Raw genomic sequence first — 17,416 nt, 5'->3', positions numbered from 1 at the left:
GAAACCCCTTTTAAAATTATAAAAAGTCTGCTATAATAATATGGTATGGATTATTTTACTTCCATTTTTTATCGGAATATGAGATCAACGCGGCAAGACCGCTTGCAATAAAGGAGTTATAATGAAAAGAGTATTGTCATTGCTTTCAGCGCTGATAATTGCGCTTCCTTTTCTTGGTACATTCAGAGCAGAAGCTGTAAATTTTCCGCTTAATACAAGTATAATGAGCGAATCGGCAGTATTGCTAAATCTTGATACAAATACGGTCATTCATCAGAAAAATTCGGACAGGAGACAGGCTCCGGGACCGCTGGTAAATATTATGACGGCTGTAGTCTGTCTTGAAAACTGCAAGAATCTTTCCCAGCAGGTAACTATAGATGAAGAAGTATATGATTACCTTTACAATACCCAGTATCCCGAGGATCTGAGGACCGGATTCATTGTGGACGGCGACGTACTTTCGATCAACGATCTGCTCTATGCCATGATGCTTACTTCTTCATACGAAGCTGCGGAAACTATCGCTTATACGATCGGTGACAAGAGCGCTTCAAAATTTGTTGAAATGATGAATGAGAAAGCTGCCGAACTCGGACTTATGGACACTAATTTCACAAATGCCACAGGAGTTTACGACAAGGAGCAGTATACCACGGCAGATGATCTTGCAAAGCTTACGGTATACGCGCTTGGAGTTCCTGGATTTGAGAAAATAGCTACTACCTACACATACACCCCGTCTATCCCGAATGCTAAGAACCACCCCGATCAGGAAGAGTGGTACTGGACTCATTCAAATGTAATGATGGAACCTGACGGCGACTATAATTTCAGCGGTGCGAAGGGAATAAAGACGGCAAATCTTGAGGTCGCAGGCAGAAACAGCGTTATTATGGCAAGCCGTGACGGAAACAAGTATCTTTCTGTGCTTTTGAAGTCGCCTTTGAACGATGAGCGCGGAGAAATTACCTTTTATCATATTACCGACGCTATGACGCTGTTCAAATGGGCATTCAACCATTTTTCCTATCAGGTTATACTTGCTGATACTGCTGAGGTAGGTGAGCTTCCTGTTGAGCTTGCCGAGGGAAACGACTATGTGCTCGTTCGCCCGAAAGAGGAATTTACACTCTTATGGTATGACGGAGTTGATATATCGACTATAAGCCGTGATAAGGTGGTCTGGTATAAGAATACGCTTCAGGCTCCCGTGGCAAAAGGACAGCCGCTTGGTACGGTAACTCTCGAATATTCGGGAGAAGAGCTGGGAACTGTTGAGATAGTCGCCGTAAACAATGTTGAGCGTTCAACATCGAAGTATAATATCTATGCGGCGAAAATGTTCACGAAATCGCGGTGGTTCCATAAAGCTCTGCTTATTTCATTCCTTCTTTGCGCTATCTATATCATTCTATGCATTTATTCGTATATAGTTTTCAAGAGCAAATCAAAGCCGATGAAACCGATCTACGCTGTACCTAAGGTCGATGACAAGGCAAGGCGCAGAAGGGGACTTCCACCTGAGGACGAAGAATAAAAAATTTATGTAATATAAAATACCGTACAGTTGACCTGTACGGTATTTGCTTTATAATGTGATGAAGTCGCTGCTTGAATAGCCGACTATACCGTTGTAATTTACGACATACCAGCCGTTGGTATGACCGTTAATCATGACTGTTGCACCGTCGGGGATCGACCCGATTATAGTTCCGGATAAACCGGGATAGCTGCGGATATTAAGGTTGCTGCCGTTTGTGGTAACAGTTCCCCAGCGGACAGCTCCGGCAGGGACGAACGGGATACCGAAGTAATCACATAAAGAGCCTGTGATATTTCGGGCGATGTTTTCAAGATTGTTTTTTAGCCATGCTTCGTCTGCGTAGTTATCGTGATAACCAAGCTCGCAAAGGACAGCTACTGCTTTGGTTCGCAGGACTTCTCCGAGACTGTATGTCGGCACAGCCATGACCTTGTCGGGAAGCGGATATATTGATTTCAGATTGTTTGCTATGATATTGGCAAGCTTTTCGCTCAGAGCGCTTTTGGGAGCAAAATATATATCTATTCCGCGTAATCTTCCTGAAAGATCGTTTGGAGCGGCATTTGAATGAAGTGCAAGGTGTACGTCATAGCTGCCTGCGTTTGAATCAGCGATTGCGCCCGTGACATTTCTGTCCGGATCGTTTCTTACAAAGCTTATACCGCAGGATCTGAGGTAGGGTTCAATTCTGTCGGCAAGCAGGTTCATGTAAAGCTCCTCGTTGCCGCTCGTTGCGTATTTGTTCCATTCCTGAGTTGAGGGACTTAAAAATACCTTTGGCATAAAAAAATTCCTTTCATAGGATTTGAGAAAGTTCTCTTTACTATTTTATGCCGAACGGAAATTAATGTTATTTTTATGCAATTATCCTCTTGACTTTTTGCGTTTAAAGCGTTATACTTTAAATGATAAAAGAACAGGAGGAGTTTTTATGAATATTCTTGTTGTAGGACTTGGTCTTATTGGTGGTTCGCTTTGTAAAGCGCTGAAAAAATACACATATCATACTGTTACGGGCTGTGACCTGAACCACGATATCGAAAATGCGGCTCTCAGGGACGTTGCCCTTGATAATGTCTTTGACGGCAGCTATAAAGGCTACGATCTTATTGTTATAGCACTTTTTCCGGAAGCTTCTGAAAAATTTCTTGAAAAACACGCTTCCGAGATCGAAAAAGGAACTCTTATCACAGATGTCTGCGGTATAAAAGGCGGATTTTCCGACAGAATGAAAAAAATATCCGAGTCTGTCGGACTCAGATATGTTGGCATACACCCGATGGCAGGAAAAGAGTTCGGCGGATATTACAACAGTACAGCCGATCTTTTCGTAAAGGCTAATTTTATAATTGCTCCTTTTGCTGACAGCAGCGAAAAGGATATAGAGCTGCTTACAAATGTAGCTAAGGAGATCGGCGCAGGCAAGATAGTTGTAACGAGCCCCGAAAACCATGATAAAATGATAGCTTATACCTCTCAGCTTGCACATATCGTTTCAAGTGCTTACGTAAAAAGCCCAGAGCTTGGACTTGAATGCGGATTCAGCGGCGGCAGCTTTCAGGATATGACCAGAATTGCAACGATGAATGAAAAAATGTGGGCAGATCTATTCATGCAGAACAGGGAAAACCTGCAATATGAGCTTGATACTCTTATTTCTAACCTTAATAAGTACAGCGAAGCACTGAAAAACGGCGACGCTGACAGATTAAGAATGCTTATTGCAGAGGGCAGAGAGCTCAAGGAAGAGAACCTTCGCCACAGAGTCGGTCAGCCTAACTAAAAGAATCGTTTTTCAAAATCAGGCCGAGGAGCGTTTATTTCGAGAGAATTGAGGTAAAAGAACTCGGAAGTCTCCTCAAATTCAAATTTTAAAGAATATGCACAGAGAGCTTGTCTGAACACGCCGTAACGCTTGTTTACGGCTGTTATGCCGTATTTGCCGTCGCCGAGCACAGGCGCGCCGATATGGGCGAGATGAGCTCTTATCTGATGTGTACGCCCTGTATAAAGTGTAACTTCCACAAGGGAGAGAGGCGACTTTGAACTGATAACGCGATAGCCTGTTTTTATCTGCTTGAATCCCTCTGTGGGCTGGTCAGCGATTTTTACGGTGTTTCTCGACTCGTCCTTCTGATGATACGCAGTTATAATGTCCTCGTTTTTAGGCAGTGGAGCTGCTGCTATACAGCGGTATATCTTATGGACTTTTCCGCTTCGTATAGCTTCATTTAATTCCCGCAGGGCAGCGGCAGTTTTGGCAGCTGTTATAAGTCCACTGGTATTCCTGTCCAGCCTGCTGCAAAGTGCCGGAGCAAAGGAACTTTCGCTTTCGGGAGAATATTCACCTTTGTCGTAGAGATATTTTTTGATACGGTCTATCATGGTATCGGTCATGGGACTTCCGTTTGAATGTGAATCCAGACCTGCAGGCTTATTTACGATGATTATGTTTTTGTCTTCATATATAATTTCTATGTCAGCAGGGGAGTCCAGAAAGCTCATATCATGCTTCTTTTCGGCAGAAACCTCGTCCTTGACGTATACAGTAACAACATCTCCGCTCACAAGACGGGAAGAGATCTCGCATCTCTTTCCGTTAATTTTTATATCTTTCTTGCGGATAAGCCTGTACATCATACTTTTCGGCAGTTCGGGCAGTGCTTTTGTGATGAATTTGTCTATTCTCTGCCCGCTGTCGTTCTCATTTATAATAAATTTTTTCATTTAATTATACCTCAAAAATTACATAATTGTATCTATAAGTTACAAAAAGATTTCAAAAAATTCTTCAATCCTGACAAAAATAAGCTCTCCGACCTGTTTTATGGGCTGTAACAGTTGCAAAAACTTTAAATCTATGTTATAATGAACAAAATACATACCGTAGAAGTTCATTTTTCTGACGGTCAAGAAACAGAAGGAGTACGATCAGTTATGAAGATATTCAGAAGCTTAATTTCACTGTTGATCGCCTGTTCCGTTGGTGCAGGTTCGGCTTTAACAGCCTCTGCTGTATTTGCGGCTGAAAATAACGGCTCTTATACATATGATAGCATATTTGAGACAGAAAGTAAAGTGGGTGCGGTTTCAACAGAGTTTGAAGGACAGACTGTTGAAGCTGCTGACGAAACACCTTTCAATGTTTTTGATATTTATGACGCTCATCAGTCCTATGCAAAATCCCATTCGGGCGACAAGAGCTATATGTACAAAAAGACCGAGGGAATTGACGTTTCACAATGGCAGGGTGACATAGACTGGCAGAAGGTAGGTCAGTCGGGTATCGACTATGTTATCGTAAGAGCAGGCTTTGGCAAGGAATTATATCAGAAGGATCCTAAATTTGATGAAAATATGAATGGCGCTCAGTCTGTGGGACTTGACTGCGGCGCATACTGGTACAGCTATGCTCTGTCTGTTGAGGACGCATATAAGGAAGCTGAAGTATGCTATCAGGTCATAAAGGACTATGATTTCCAGTATCCCATATATTTCGATATTGAGGATCCGAGTCAGAAAAGGCTTTCAACTGCCGAGATATCCGCTATTATAGAAGCTTTCTGCTCAACTCTTGAAGCAAAGGGCTATTATGTTGGTATTTACAGCTTTGCAAACTTCCTGACTACAAGAGTATATGAGGAGACCCTTGATAAATATGATATCTGGGTTGCTCATTTTAATGTTGAAGCGCCGTCCTACTTCAAGGACTACGGTTCGTGGCAGTATACAAGCACAGGAACAATTGACGGTATAAAGGGCGATATAGACAGAGATCACTGCTATATCAATTATCCTTACATAATTTCGCCTGATACATACGTTTTTGACGGAACAGAATCAGGCAACTGTGATTCGTTGTTCCCCGTAAGCGTTAACAAGGGCGTTGCCTGTGGAATCGACGTTTCTGTATGGCAGGGCGAGATAAACTGGGAACAGGTAGGCAAATCCGGCATAGACTATGCGATGATACGTGCTGGTTACGGTGATCTTCCTACTCAGAGGGACAAGTACTTCGACGATAATATCAAGGGAGCTGAACAGGCAGGCCTTGATTACGGAGTATACTGGTACAGCTATGCTGATTCTCCCGAGGACGCCGCTCTCGAAGCTCAGGCTTGCTATGAGGTCATAAAAAACCATAAGTTTGCTTATCCTGTATATTTCGACATCGAGGATCAGAGCCTTGCAGACCTGAGCAAGCAGGAACTTACCGATATAGTTAAGGCGTTCTGCTCTGTACTTGAGGAAAAAGGCTATTATGTCGGAATAAAGAGCTATGCGAATTTCCTCAATACAAGGCTTGACGAGTCCGTTTATTCAAAATATGACGTCTGGGTAGCGCATTACGGCGTTTCAAGGCCTGCGTTCAAGAAGGGCTACAATATGTGGCAGTATGCTTCTGACGCCAAGATAGACGGTATAAACGGAACAGTCAACTGTAATTATGCTTATCTTAATTTCCCTGGCATAATGAGAGAAGCACATCTTAACGGTTTTTGATATTTGAATTGTATATGCATACCGTTTCTTTGCGGTATGCATATTTTATATAACAGGAGTCTTTATGATTGAATTTATTACAGGACCTGCCGGAAGCGGAAAAACAACGCTGATGTTTGAACGCATAAAAGCTGAATGTACAGAAGCTGACAAGCTATGTATCATAGTTCCCGAGCAGTTTTCTCAGAATTTTGATAAAAAACTCTATTTTTACCTCGGCGCTTCAAACTTTAACGAGCTTTTCTCCCTGAGTTTTACAGGACTTGCGAGACAGCTCTTTCAGTTATACGGTGATCCCGGCAGAAGCGGTGAATTTGCAGGCGAAATGGCTAAGATGATACTCATTTATCAGGCTGTTGAGTCTGCTTTGTCGCGCCCCGAAGCGGTCAGCAGTCTTCGCAGACAAAGCGCATACGACGGATTTGCTGAGGAGATACTTGATCTTATACGCGATATCAAGCGCTCGGGAGTTACTGCCGACGAGCTTTTGAACAGATCACAGCTCCTTGACAGAAGACTGATGGACAAGACCCGTGACGTTGCGGCTGTTTACCTTGAATATCAGCGCCTAATGGCGGAATATGGCTTTAAGGACGAGCTCGACAATATCCGTGCGGCAGCTGCCGTAGCAAATCTGAACAGGTATTTCAGTGGAAAGACTGTCTTTATAGATGAATTTGAGGGATTTACCGCAGATCAGTACGAAATGCTACGTGTAATGATATCATCTGCCGAGAATGTATGCATTACTCTCAGGACTGATGACGTGAGTGCAGGGGAGTACACGCTTTTTGAGTCCGTAAATGATACCTACAGGAAAATTAACGGCATTTGCCGTGAACTCGGCAAAGAAATGAGGATAATCCCGTGTAGGAACATATACCGTTTCAGTTCGCCGGATCTTGAATATGTGAGCAGAAACGCTCTGAGCCATTTGCCCGTTGATGCCAGGAAAGCTCCCAAAGCCGAGAATATCCGTATTTTTGAAGCAAGAGATATGTACAGCGAAGCAGAATATGTTTGCGCCTCAATAAAACATCTGCTTTATGAGGATAATACGCTACATTATAATGACATAGCAATTATCTCAAATGATGTCGCAAGGTATTCCGACGTACTGAAGGCTGCGTTCAAAAGATACGATATCCCGTACTTCCTGAGCCTTGAAAAGACTGTAGAGCATACGGCTGTTATGGTATTCTTCACAACTCTCATTGATCTTCTCAGCAGCCGGAAACTGCATTCGGAGCAGATATTCAGGATGCTGAAGACGGGCTTGCTTGATGTAGAGCTCACTGAAACGGCTCTTCTTGAAAATTACTGCTATAAATGGGACATAGAGGGCGATACGTGGGAAAAAGAGTTCACTGCAGGCGATATCAGGCTCGAGCTTATCGAAAGAGTAAGAAATAAGGTGATAGCTCCTGTTATCAAGCTGAAAAAGAAGATCAGGCGAAAAAATACTGCTTCAGAGATATGTGCTATGCTTTACGAGCATCTTGTGGAGTGCCATGCCGAAAAGAACACAGGCAAGCTCATGGCTGCACTCATCAGGCAGAACAAGGACTATGAAGCTGCTGAGATCAAGAGATTATGGGGCTGTCTTATAGATATGCTTGACTGCATAAACGATACACTGGGTGAACGTGAGATAAGCTTCTCAGAATTTGCGCGGCTCATACGTTCTATGATCGGAATGATAAAATACTCAATGCCTCCGCAGACCCTCGATTCCGTAACAGCTGCTTCTGCGCGGAATGCAAGGCTGGATTCGCCGAGAGTAGTTTTTGTAATGGGAGCCAATGATAAAGATTTTCCCAATCAGGTCAGCGTACATGGCTTGTTTTCCGAGGCGGACAGGTCAAAGCTTGCGGAAAACGGCATAGTTATCTCTACTCCTGTAGCTGAGCTCATAGCCTCAGAGCGCCTCGTGGTATACAAGGCGGTATCTGCTGCCTCCCAAAAGCTTTACATCACATATCCACTTTCCGATCTTTCGGGACAGGCGAAGTATCCTGCACAGATAATCGACCGTATAATCAGCCTTTTTGACGATCAGACAGTCAGAAAAACTGATGAGGATATACCTGTTGATTATTATGCGGTGACGCTCCATTCAGCTTTTTACCACTATATGCAGGAGCGCGATCAGGCAAATTCTTCTGTAGCTTCCATAAAAAGCATTTTAATGAGCGACCGCGAGTATAAAAGGCGTCTTTCCTATGTGTTCAGCAGAGGATATCATACTCAGAACTATCAGATAGACAGGGATACAATGGAAAAGCTTCAAAGCTTTGAGCCGCTCACACTTTCTTCAACGGGATTTGAGGAGTATAATCTCTGCCATTTCAAGTATTTCTGCGACAAATGCCTGAAACTCAGGATAAACGAGAAGGTCGAGCTTGATACAAGGATAGCAGGTGAGCTTACACATGAATGTTTTCTCGGGATACTCGGTTCGCGTTCAAAGCAGGAGTTTCTGAGTATGTCTTATGATGACGTAAAGCGTGAGATAGGTATCTGTGCTGAGAAATACAAAAATGAGACTCTTGCTGGCGATTTCGGAAAGGACGCGAAATTTGAGCTTATCTTCAAAAAGCTCACTGACCGTATGTCTGAGGTCGTTATGTATACTCAGCATTCGCTTATGGCTTCGGAGTTCGTTCCGCACAGCTTTGAGCTTGATCTGCGCGAGAGCCACTCGGTCATACTTCCGTTTGCAGGCAGCAAGCAGCTGAGCTTCGGCGGAATAGTTGACAGAGCCGATGTCTGCAGGGTAGGAGATACGGATTATCTGCGGATAATCGATTACAAGAGCAGTCACAAGGAAATTACCGCAGAAACTCTTTCATGCGGAATAAATATGCAGATGTTACTTTATTTGTTTGCTGCTACGGACAATGGAGGACTATTCGAGAAGTATTCTCCTGCGGGAGTTTTGTACTCGCCTGTACGTATTTCAGACGTTCATCTTGAAGCCTACAGGATCGAGACAAAGAACAGCAGCGCAGTCAATTCTGCACTTCGTACAAGCGGTCTTGTCCTCGGAGACATGGAAGTACTGCAGGCTATGGAAAAGAGCGTAAACGGAGAGTTTATCCCTGTAAAGCTTGATAAAAACGGCGTTCCCGATAAAAATTCGGAGTGCATTTCGGCAGACGGAATGGCACTTTTGAAGGATTACACCTACAAAAAACTGACAGGTATGGCTGAATCGCTGTTCGGCGGCGATGTTGAAGCTGTTCCCCTTGCACTCGGAGGTAAAATGCCATGCACATACTGCGATTATATCAATATATGCGATAACTCCGAAATGACGAGATACAGAGAGCCTGCAGAAGCTGATATCGCAGAAGCTCAGGCTATACTTGACAATAAATACAGTGAAAGGGGGGATTGACAGTGGCATGGACCGAACAGCAGCAGAGTGCGATTGACGCAAGAGGAACTTCACTTATCGTGTCAGCCGCTGCAGGAAGCGGAAAAACCGCCGTTCTGACCGAAAGGCTCGTACAGCTCATAGCCGATAAGGATTCGGGAGTAAGAGCAGACAGGATAGTAGTTGTTACCTTTACAAACGACGCGGCTGCGGAGTTGAAAAAAAGACTTGAAAACAAAATAAGGTTGCTGATAAGTGAACGTCCGAAGGACAGACATCTTCTGAAACAGCAGATATTACTGCAGAATGCAAAGATATCCACTATCAATTCCTTCTGTTTTGACCTTATTCGCGATAATATTGGCGAAAACGGCATTACCTCAGGCTTCGGCGTGCTTGACGACACAGACAACAAGGTCCTGAAGGCCAAAGCTCTCGAAGAGCTGATAAACTATTTCAGTGAAAATGAATACGATAAGATATCATTTTTATTTGACCGTTTCTGCATAAAAGATGAAAAGAGACTTGTTGAGGTCATCGAAAGAGCCGATAACTTTCTTTCTTCCGTTGCGTTGCGGGATAAATGGCTGGAAAATGCAGTTGAGTTGTACAGCGGAGAGTTCAGCTGCTCGGAGTATTACCAAAAACTGGTAGAAAGCCTGCGTATCCAGCTGGAAAAGGCGCTGAAAGCCGCAGACGAGAATATCGGCATGATAAGCAGGATATTTCCAGATATGTCGGCAGCTGCAGCTGAAAAATCCTTTGTGCAGGCGGAAGAGGATCATGATATCGTTTCCGGACTTTTAGATATTCTGAACAGCGGCAGACTTCCGTCAGAAGAGGAAGCTTCCCTTGCTTTTTCCGATCTTGTAAGAGTTGGAAAGACCGTGCACAACAAGCCTTTAAGGGAAATATACAGGAAAAAGCGGGATTACATTAAGAAAACGGCTGCGAAAGCGGCTAACAGCATAATAGCAGTTGAAAGCGATTATGTTGAATGCGGAGAGGTAACACGGGTTCTTGTTGATATGCTGAAAAAGTATCATGAGATACTTTGGGAGAAAAAGTGCGAGAAAAATGCGCTCAGCTTTGACGACGGAGAGCGTCTGGCGCTTGAAATGCTTATCTCCGCAGATGAAAACGGCTGTATCAGGCAGTCGGAGACAGCCCGGAGAATATCCGAATACTATGATATAATCATGATAGACGAGTATCAGGATTCCAACAATAAGCAGGATCTCATTTTCAAGCTCATATCAAAGAATTATAGAACTGACAGCAATGGGGCTCCGCTTTACGGCGATAATGTTTTCCTTGTAGGCGATGTAAAACAGTCGATTTACCGTTTCAGACTGGCAAATCCGAAGAATTTCATCAATACTCTGAAGTATTCAGACAGATACAGCCGTGATAGCAAAAGTAAAAATCAGTATATCATGCTTAACAGGAATTTCCGAAGCTCTTGTCATGTCATCGACTTTGTAAATAATCTGTTTTCGCAGATAATGTCGGAAAAATGCGGCGATATCGAGTATACTCAGGATGAAATGCTCTATTTCGGAGCGCAGCAGTATTCCGAATGCGGCGATTCCGATTGCATTGCTCATTTTGCGTTTATCAGCGAGGATACGGAGGAAAGCAGCGATGATGAGGAAAAGCTGCAGAATATCAACAACGAGGTTATATTTACCACTTCAAAGATATCGGAAATGCTGAAAAACGGCACCGAAGTCATTGAAAAGGACGGAAAAAGACGTCCCTGCTTTCCGTCGGACTTCTGTATACTTGTAAGGAACAATTCATATATCAACGTTTACGTTGACGAGCTTAGCAGGATAGGCGTACCTGCCAAGGGAAACGAGGAGACAGGATACCTGAGATCGCGTGAAATAGCGGTTCTTATCGACCTGCTGAGGATAATCAGCAATCCTTTGCAGGATATCCCAATGGCAGCGGTAATGACATCGCCGATGTATATGTTCAGTATCATGGATATTGCCGTTATCAAGTCCTATGACAGGCAAAGAGCGCTTTTCCCTATAATAAGGGGACTTGCCGACGGAGAATATCCCGAATGTACGGATATGTTCCTGAGGGAGCGCTGTGCGGATTTTCTTGATTCTATCGACAGCTTCCGACTTGATTCCGTTACCATGACCATAGGTGAGCTTATCGGCGAAATATACGACTCAACTGATTTTATATCAGTCATGCAGCTTTACGATGACGGCGAGAAGAAAAGAGCCAATCTTCGTGCACTTATCCTGTATGCGGAGAACTATGAAAGCATGGCTGCACATGACGGCTCAGGCGGACTTAGCGGTTTTCTGCGGCATATTGACAGGGTTATGGAAAACGGCGACTACGCACAGGGAAAGGTCTCGGCGTCGGCAGGGGAGTTCGTCAGTGTTCAGACTCTGCACCGCTCCAAGGGACTTGAATATCCCTTTGTGTTCATTGCCGAGACTTCCGTAAAGTTCAAATTCGATTCAAAGCCCGTTATGTGCAGTCCTGACGGCAGGATAGGCTATGTACTGTATGATCCGGCAATATACAGAAAATACAAGACGTTCCAGCAGACAATGCTTGCTTCTGAGGAGGAAAAGGATACCAGAAGCGAGGAAATGAGGCTTTTGTATGTAGGACTTACAAGAGCGCAGCAAAAGCTGTTCATCAATCTGAAATGCGGCGAAAAGGCGTTGAAACGCTTGGGGAGTCTTATAGAGGACTGTGTTTTGCATAATGGTGATATTGATGAAGTTGTCAGCGAGGCGAAAAGCTTTTCCGACTGGATCTGGCTCGGAATGATCCGTGAGCCTGTGTTTGCTCAGGTCGCAGAACAGCTCGGAATTGATACAAATGAACTGTGTTTGGATCAAAAGAGGGAACGTAAACTGTGGGATTATGAAATAGTTAAAGAGATAACCCGTGAAAAATCCGAAGAAATTAGCGAAGAGCATGAGAAAAGTCCTGATGAAGCCATAGTTTCACGTTTAAGAGACATAATCTCTTATAATTATGATAAAACCCTTTCGGAAATGCCTGCAAAGCTCAGCGTTACACAGATAACGAAGAAACTGAAGGACAGTGATGAGGCTTTTGACTTCAAGCTGAAACGTCCGCGTTTCAAGTCGGCCGGATCAAAGCTAACAGGAGCTGAAAGAGGAACGGCTATACACACGTTTTTTCAGTACTGCGACTTTGATAAGGCAGTTTCTGATGTTGTATCCGAGATAGAAGCGGTCGCCAAAAAAGGCTATATAAGTGCTGCGGACGCGGAGTCGATAGACGCGGAGAATGCGGCGGCATTCTTCAAAAGTGAACTTTACAGCCGAATATGCGGCTCGTTGCATTATGTCCGTGAGAAAAAATTCATGGTAGCTGTTCGTGAACTTGAGCTTGAGGACGATATGATAGAAAAGCTAAGAAATTCAGACGGCATGATTAAAGGCATAATCGACCTTATGTTTGAGGAAGATGACGGAATAGTTATCCTTGATTATAAGTCTGACAGGGGAATATCCCTGCAAAAGCTGAAGGAGCGCTATTCTACGCAGCTGAAGCTTTACAAAGCGGCAGTGGAACTGACTGCCGGCAAAAAAGTCAAAGAAGCCATACTTTATTCTTTTGAGCTTCATGATTATATACAGGCAGATATTTGATATACAAGGCTCTTTGGCATTATGTCGAAGAGCTTTTTTCTGTGCAGTAAAAACTGCTTTTGTGATATTCCTACAATTATTATGGTGAAGTTTGTGCATTCTGTAGATTTTAAGATTTATATTGACAAGTAAATTGATTTGTATTATAATGATAGATACAGAGATATATATTAAAAGTGTAGAATGAACAAAAGAAGGAAACATAATAAAAGCTAAACTTGTATTTTGCAGGCACAGCAGTTTTCTTTCAAGTTCTAAATATTTTCGGAATTAAAGAAATAAGCCGCCATTGTCAGCGCATTTAACGTATTGTTTTCAGCTGATGATTCTGTTAGGGGCTTATTACAGATTATATGTTATTTCCGCAATATAACAAAGAACAGGCATGAGAAAACGGCGGTGTCTTTTTATTTATTTCAGAAACGGACAAGTTTCATGATAGATATCAAAGACAAACCGCTTAAGGCTGATCCTGACATATATTGTACATAACAGCGCGGACAGCGTTTTATATATAACAGGTGTAGAAATAAACAAATAACCTGAAAAAGATAAAGAAATAAAAACACAGATATATAATTTCAGTGATGTAGAACAAATCTCGGAGGATATGAATAATGAAGGAGACGAAAAAATGCCGGCTCAGAGCAGACCGCGTTTTTCTCGCTATGGGTATAATTGTCGGTACTCTCTTTGGTGCTGACGGTCTTAGAAGAAGTCTCGCCAGTCAACAGCCAAATAATATAACAATTAAAGGCGAATTCCGCAACTCGGAGGCAGTAACCGAAGCTTCTACCGGAAACAGCCTTTCATACAGCACGACGGATCAGTTCACTACAGCCTTTGACGGCTTGAAGAATCTGGGCTATTCCGAGCGTGAACTTTACATGGATGATATTTCAACAGGCCTTTTGGCTGTTTATACCGAAGACAAGCCTGCACATGAATCAGATCAGGGAATAATGGTCGATCTTTCGGACGAGAAGAACGAGTATTATTCTCTCGTTGACAAGCATGTATATCTGCAGAAGGGCGCAGCAGACGCGCTTAACAGCATGATGGAGGATTATGCAAACTCCACCGCTCTTGCTGATTTCATAGTGTATGGCACGACAGATACTTATACAGGTCCGGATTCGTATTGCCCAAAGTCTTTTTCTGAATCAAAGGCTGGATATTCCGTTGATTTGGCTTTGAATGCATACGGCTCTGTACTGACATATGACGGTAATGACTATGAGGGCTGGATAGTTGATAATTGCTGGAAATACGGCTTTATTGTAAGATGCCCCGAAGGAAAGAAAGCACAGACAGGCAGTGATTACTGCCCCTGGCACTTGAGATATGTGGGAGAGATCAACTCTGCTATCATGAAACAGAAAGACATGTGCCTTGAGGAATATGTTGAGTTTTTGAAGCAGTACAGCTTTGATGACCCATATACCTTTGCGTTCAACGGCGATGGCTATCAGGTATACTCCGCTACAGGAGAGGGAGAAAAGCTCGTTACAAGAGTTCCCATATCAGGCAGCTATGAGCTTTCGGGCGACAATAACGACTCGTTTATCATAACTATCCACAAAAACTGAATTTCAGAGCGGCTTTTTGCCGCTCTTTTTCATTTTCGGAGACTTCAGCACATATACTCATTCTGAGGTGATATATATGCGCGGATTTGCATTGTTTTTGTCTTTTATACTGTGCTTATGCTCGTTATTGTTTTTACTCGGTGCAGGAAAAGCACTCAGGAGCGAGCCGAAAGCTTATGTTCTTATGGAAGCTGAAACGAAAGCTGTTCTCGAAGAGCATAATTCCGACCTTAAACTGAATGCAGGCTACCTGACAAAGCTTATGAGCATTCTCCTCATTGCTGAAAAGATAGATAAAGGGGAGCTTTCGATGTCGGATATTCTTACGGCTTCCGAAAGCGTAAAAAACACAAAAGGCTCTGTCATCTGGCTTGAGAGCAGCGACAAACTTTCTGTGGAGGAGCTGCTGAAGAGCGTAATTATCGGAAATGCCAATGACGCGCTTACTGTTCTTGCGGAAAGTGCTTCGGGAGACATAAATACTTTTGTTATGGACATGAATGCAAAAGCCTTTGATCTCGGAATGAGGAATACTTTTTATTCCGCGCCGTATGGCTATTATTGCAATGAAGAATATACAACGGCGCGTGATATAGCTGTTGTATGTTCGGAGCTTGCTAAGTATACTTTTTTAACGCCTTTTTTCTCGGCCTGGCGTGATTTTGTCAAGAACGGCAAGGTGGAGCTTGTAAACGAGAACAAGCTTACTAAAAGCTACGGGCTTCATATAGGCTTTAAGGCCTGTCATTCTGATGAGAGCGGATACTGTATCGCGGAATGCGGAAGAAATGACGGCGGAGATACATTCATAGCAGTATCATTGGGAGCTGAAAATGAAGATATCTCATATAATACAGTGAAAACACTTCTTAAAAAAGCCTTTAGAAAGTATAAAGTCACGTTAACTATGTTCCCTGATGAAATGCTTAAACCGTTGGCGGTAATAGGCGGTACTGAATCAGCTGTAGAAACCGGGCTTGCTATCCAGGGAAAAGTGACGGTGGAAAAGGAAAAGCGAGACCTGAGAACGAAAGTCGTCTATCCCGAATATATTAATGCTCCTGTACATATTGGTCAACCAATTGGCAGCGCTGCTTTCTACAGCGGCGATACTCTTGTTTATGAATCTGAAATTGTTGCAAAAAAGGATATTCCTGCTCTTAGCTTCAATTTTGTTTTTAGGTCAATGTTGTTGAAAATGATAGAATAATATTGTTGAAATGGTAACAAATGCACAAATGTTGAAAATGTTACGTAAAGGTACTTGAAAAAAATCCGAAAATATAGTATCATAAAGATGGTAAATTATATTGTATGACTTATCATACATATTGGAGGTAAATTCTAATGTCTTTGAAACTCAACACCAAATATTTGAAGGACTTCGTAAATGCCGATGAAATGGTCGGTATCAAGGCTCAGGTAGAAGCCGCTGCTAAGTCTCTTCATGAAAAATCTGGTCTTGGCAATGATTTTTTAGGCTGGGTAGATCTTCCTACTGCCTATGATAAGGAGGAATTTGCACGTATCAAGGCTGCAGCTGAGAGAATAAAGGCAAATTCTGACATTCTTATCGTTATTGGTATCGGTGGTTCTTATCTTGGCGCAAGAGCTGCGATCGAGCTTCTCAGATCGCCCCTTTACAACAATATCAAGAAGGACACGCCTGACATCTACTACGTAGGAAACAGCATCAACCCTGCATATCTTAATGAGATCATTGCTCTTTGTGAGGGCAAGGACTTTTCAGTAAATGTAATATCCAAATCAGGTACTACTACAGAGCCGGCGCTTGCTTTCAGGATCTTCAAGAAGATGGTTGAGGACAAGTACGGTAAGGAGGAAGCAAAGAACCGTATCTTTGCAACAACTGACAAGGCAAGAGGAACTCTCAAGAACCTTTCAGACGCTGAGGGCTACGAGACTTTCGTTATCCCTGATGATGTAGGAGGCCGTTTCTCGGTTCTCACAGCTGTAGGTCTTCTTCCCATTGCTGTTGCAGGTTGTGATATCGACGCTCTTATGAAGGGTGCTGCAAAGGCACAGGCTGATTTATGCGCTGATTTTGACAATAATGACTGCTACAAGTATGCAGCTCTCAGAAATATCCTTTACAGAAAGGGCAAGTCTGTTGAAATGCTTGTTTCATACGACCCGAGCTTTGTAATGATGTCCGAGTGGTACAAGCAGCTCTTCGGCGAGAGCGAAGGCAAGGACAATAAGGGTATCTTCCCGTCAGCAGCTGTTTTCTCAACAGACCTTCACTCAATGGGCCAGTATATCCAGGACGGCGCAAGAATACTCTTTGAGACAGTTGTAGACATCAAGAAGCCCAAGACAGACCTCTTCCTTGAGGCTGACGCTGAGAACCTTGACGGACTCAACTTCCTGACAAATCAGAATATGTCCGTTGTTAACAGAAAGGCATTCGAGGGAACAGTTCTCGCTCATACAGAGGGCGGAGTTCCGAATATCATACTTGAGCTTGACGATACAACTGAGGAAAGCGTTGGATATATGATCTACTTCTTTGAGAAGGCTTGCGCTGTTTCAGGCTATGTTCTCGGTGTAAATCCGTTCAACCAGCCCGGCGTTGAGAGCTATAAGTCAAATATGTTCGCACTTCTCGGAAAGCCTGGATATGAGGGCGCTAAGGCTGCTCTTGAAGCTAAACTCGGCTGATAGTCCGTTTAGTTTTTAAACAAAATATAATACGTCACAAATGCCGCAAGGCACG

At 43.2% G+C, this 17,416-nt stretch carries 10 protein-coding genes; 8 read left to right on the top strand and 2 right to left on the bottom strand.

What is annotated here, in order from left to right; all coding sequences use genetic code 11:
- Positions 1 to 121 precede the first annotated feature (121 nt).
- Positions 122 to 1,540 (top strand): D-alanyl-D-alanine carboxypeptidase, encoded by a 1,419-nt coding sequence (locus tag IKW96_RS03020; RefSeq protein WP_296570127.1) that lies wholly within the window; start codon positions 122 to 124, stop codon positions 1,538 to 1,540.
- A gap of 51 nt (positions 1,541 to 1,591) precedes the next feature.
- Here the strand turns inward: IKW96_RS03020 and IKW96_RS03015 are convergent, their stop codons facing one another.
- Positions 1,592 to 2,329, bottom strand: coding sequence for an SH3 domain-containing protein (locus IKW96_RS03015; RefSeq protein WP_296570124.1), 738 nt, complete (start codon positions 2,327 to 2,329; stop codon positions 1,592 to 1,594).
- Between the two features lie 148 nt (positions 2,330 to 2,477).
- Here IKW96_RS03015 and IKW96_RS03010 point away from each other — a divergent pair, with 148 nt between their 5' ends.
- The gene (locus IKW96_RS03010) at positions 2,478 to 3,329 is read left to right on the top strand and encodes a prephenate dehydrogenase (protein ID WP_296570122.1); all 852 of its coding nucleotides are present in this window, start codon (positions 2,478 to 2,480) and stop codon (positions 3,327 to 3,329) included.
- On the opposite strand, the gene IKW96_RS03005 is transcribed toward IKW96_RS03010, so the two are convergent.
- Positions 3,326 to 4,273 carry an RluA family pseudouridine synthase gene (locus IKW96_RS03005; protein WP_296570120.1) on the bottom strand — a complete coding sequence of 316 codons (948 nt, stop codon included), beginning with the start codon at positions 4,271 to 4,273 and terminating at the stop codon, positions 3,326 to 3,328. The two genes, IKW96_RS03010 and IKW96_RS03005, sit on opposite strands and share 4 nt — an antisense overlap.
- Positions 4,274 to 4,483: 210 nt before the next feature.
- Here IKW96_RS03005 and IKW96_RS03000 point away from each other — a divergent pair, with 210 nt between their 5' ends.
- The 6 genes from IKW96_RS03000 (at position 4,484) to IKW96_RS02975 (ending at position 17,361) form a co-directional block, all read left to right on the top strand.
- Positions 4,484 to 6,049, top strand: a complete 1,566-nt coding sequence (locus tag IKW96_RS03000) for a glycoside hydrolase family 25 protein (protein WP_296570117.1) — start codon at positions 4,484 to 4,486, stop codon at positions 6,047 to 6,049.
- 64 nt (positions 6,050 to 6,113) lie between these two features.
- Positions 6,114 to 9,449, top strand: a complete 3,336-nt coding sequence (locus tag IKW96_RS02995) for a PD-(D/E)XK nuclease family protein (protein WP_296570115.1) — start codon at positions 6,114 to 6,116, stop codon at positions 9,447 to 9,449.
- A gap of 2 nt (positions 9,450 to 9,451) precedes the next feature.
- A complete protein-coding gene (gene addA, locus IKW96_RS02990) occupies positions 9,452 to 13,090 on the top strand; it encodes a helicase-exonuclease AddAB subunit AddA (RefSeq protein ID WP_296570113.1) in 3,639 nt (1,212 codons plus the stop codon).
- 617 nt (positions 13,091 to 13,707) lie between these two features.
- A complete protein-coding gene (locus IKW96_RS02985) occupies positions 13,708 to 14,679 on the top strand; it encodes a D-alanyl-D-alanine carboxypeptidase family protein (protein WP_296570111.1) in 972 nt (323 codons plus the stop codon).
- Between the two features lie 127 nt (positions 14,680 to 14,806).
- Complete coding sequence (locus IKW96_RS02980; protein ID WP_296570108.1) at positions 14,807 to 15,889, top strand: D-alanyl-D-alanine carboxypeptidase family protein; 1,083 nt, start codon at positions 14,807 to 14,809, stop codon at positions 15,887 to 15,889.
- A 137-nt stretch (positions 15,890 to 16,026) separates the two neighbouring features.
- On the top strand, positions 16,027 to 17,361 hold the full coding sequence (locus tag IKW96_RS02975; protein ID WP_296570105.1) for a glucose-6-phosphate isomerase: 1,335 nt from the start codon (positions 16,027 to 16,029) through the stop codon (positions 17,359 to 17,361).
- The last annotated feature ends 55 nt before the right edge of the window (positions 17,362 to 17,416 follow it).

The organism is Ruminococcus sp. (genome assembly GCF_017549005.1).
Classification (GTDB): Bacteria; Bacillota; Clostridia; order Oscillospirales; family Ruminococcaceae; genus Ruminococcus.
The sequence above is the reverse complement of the archived record's forward strand: the minus strand, read 5'-3'. Positions and strand labels throughout refer to the sequence as shown.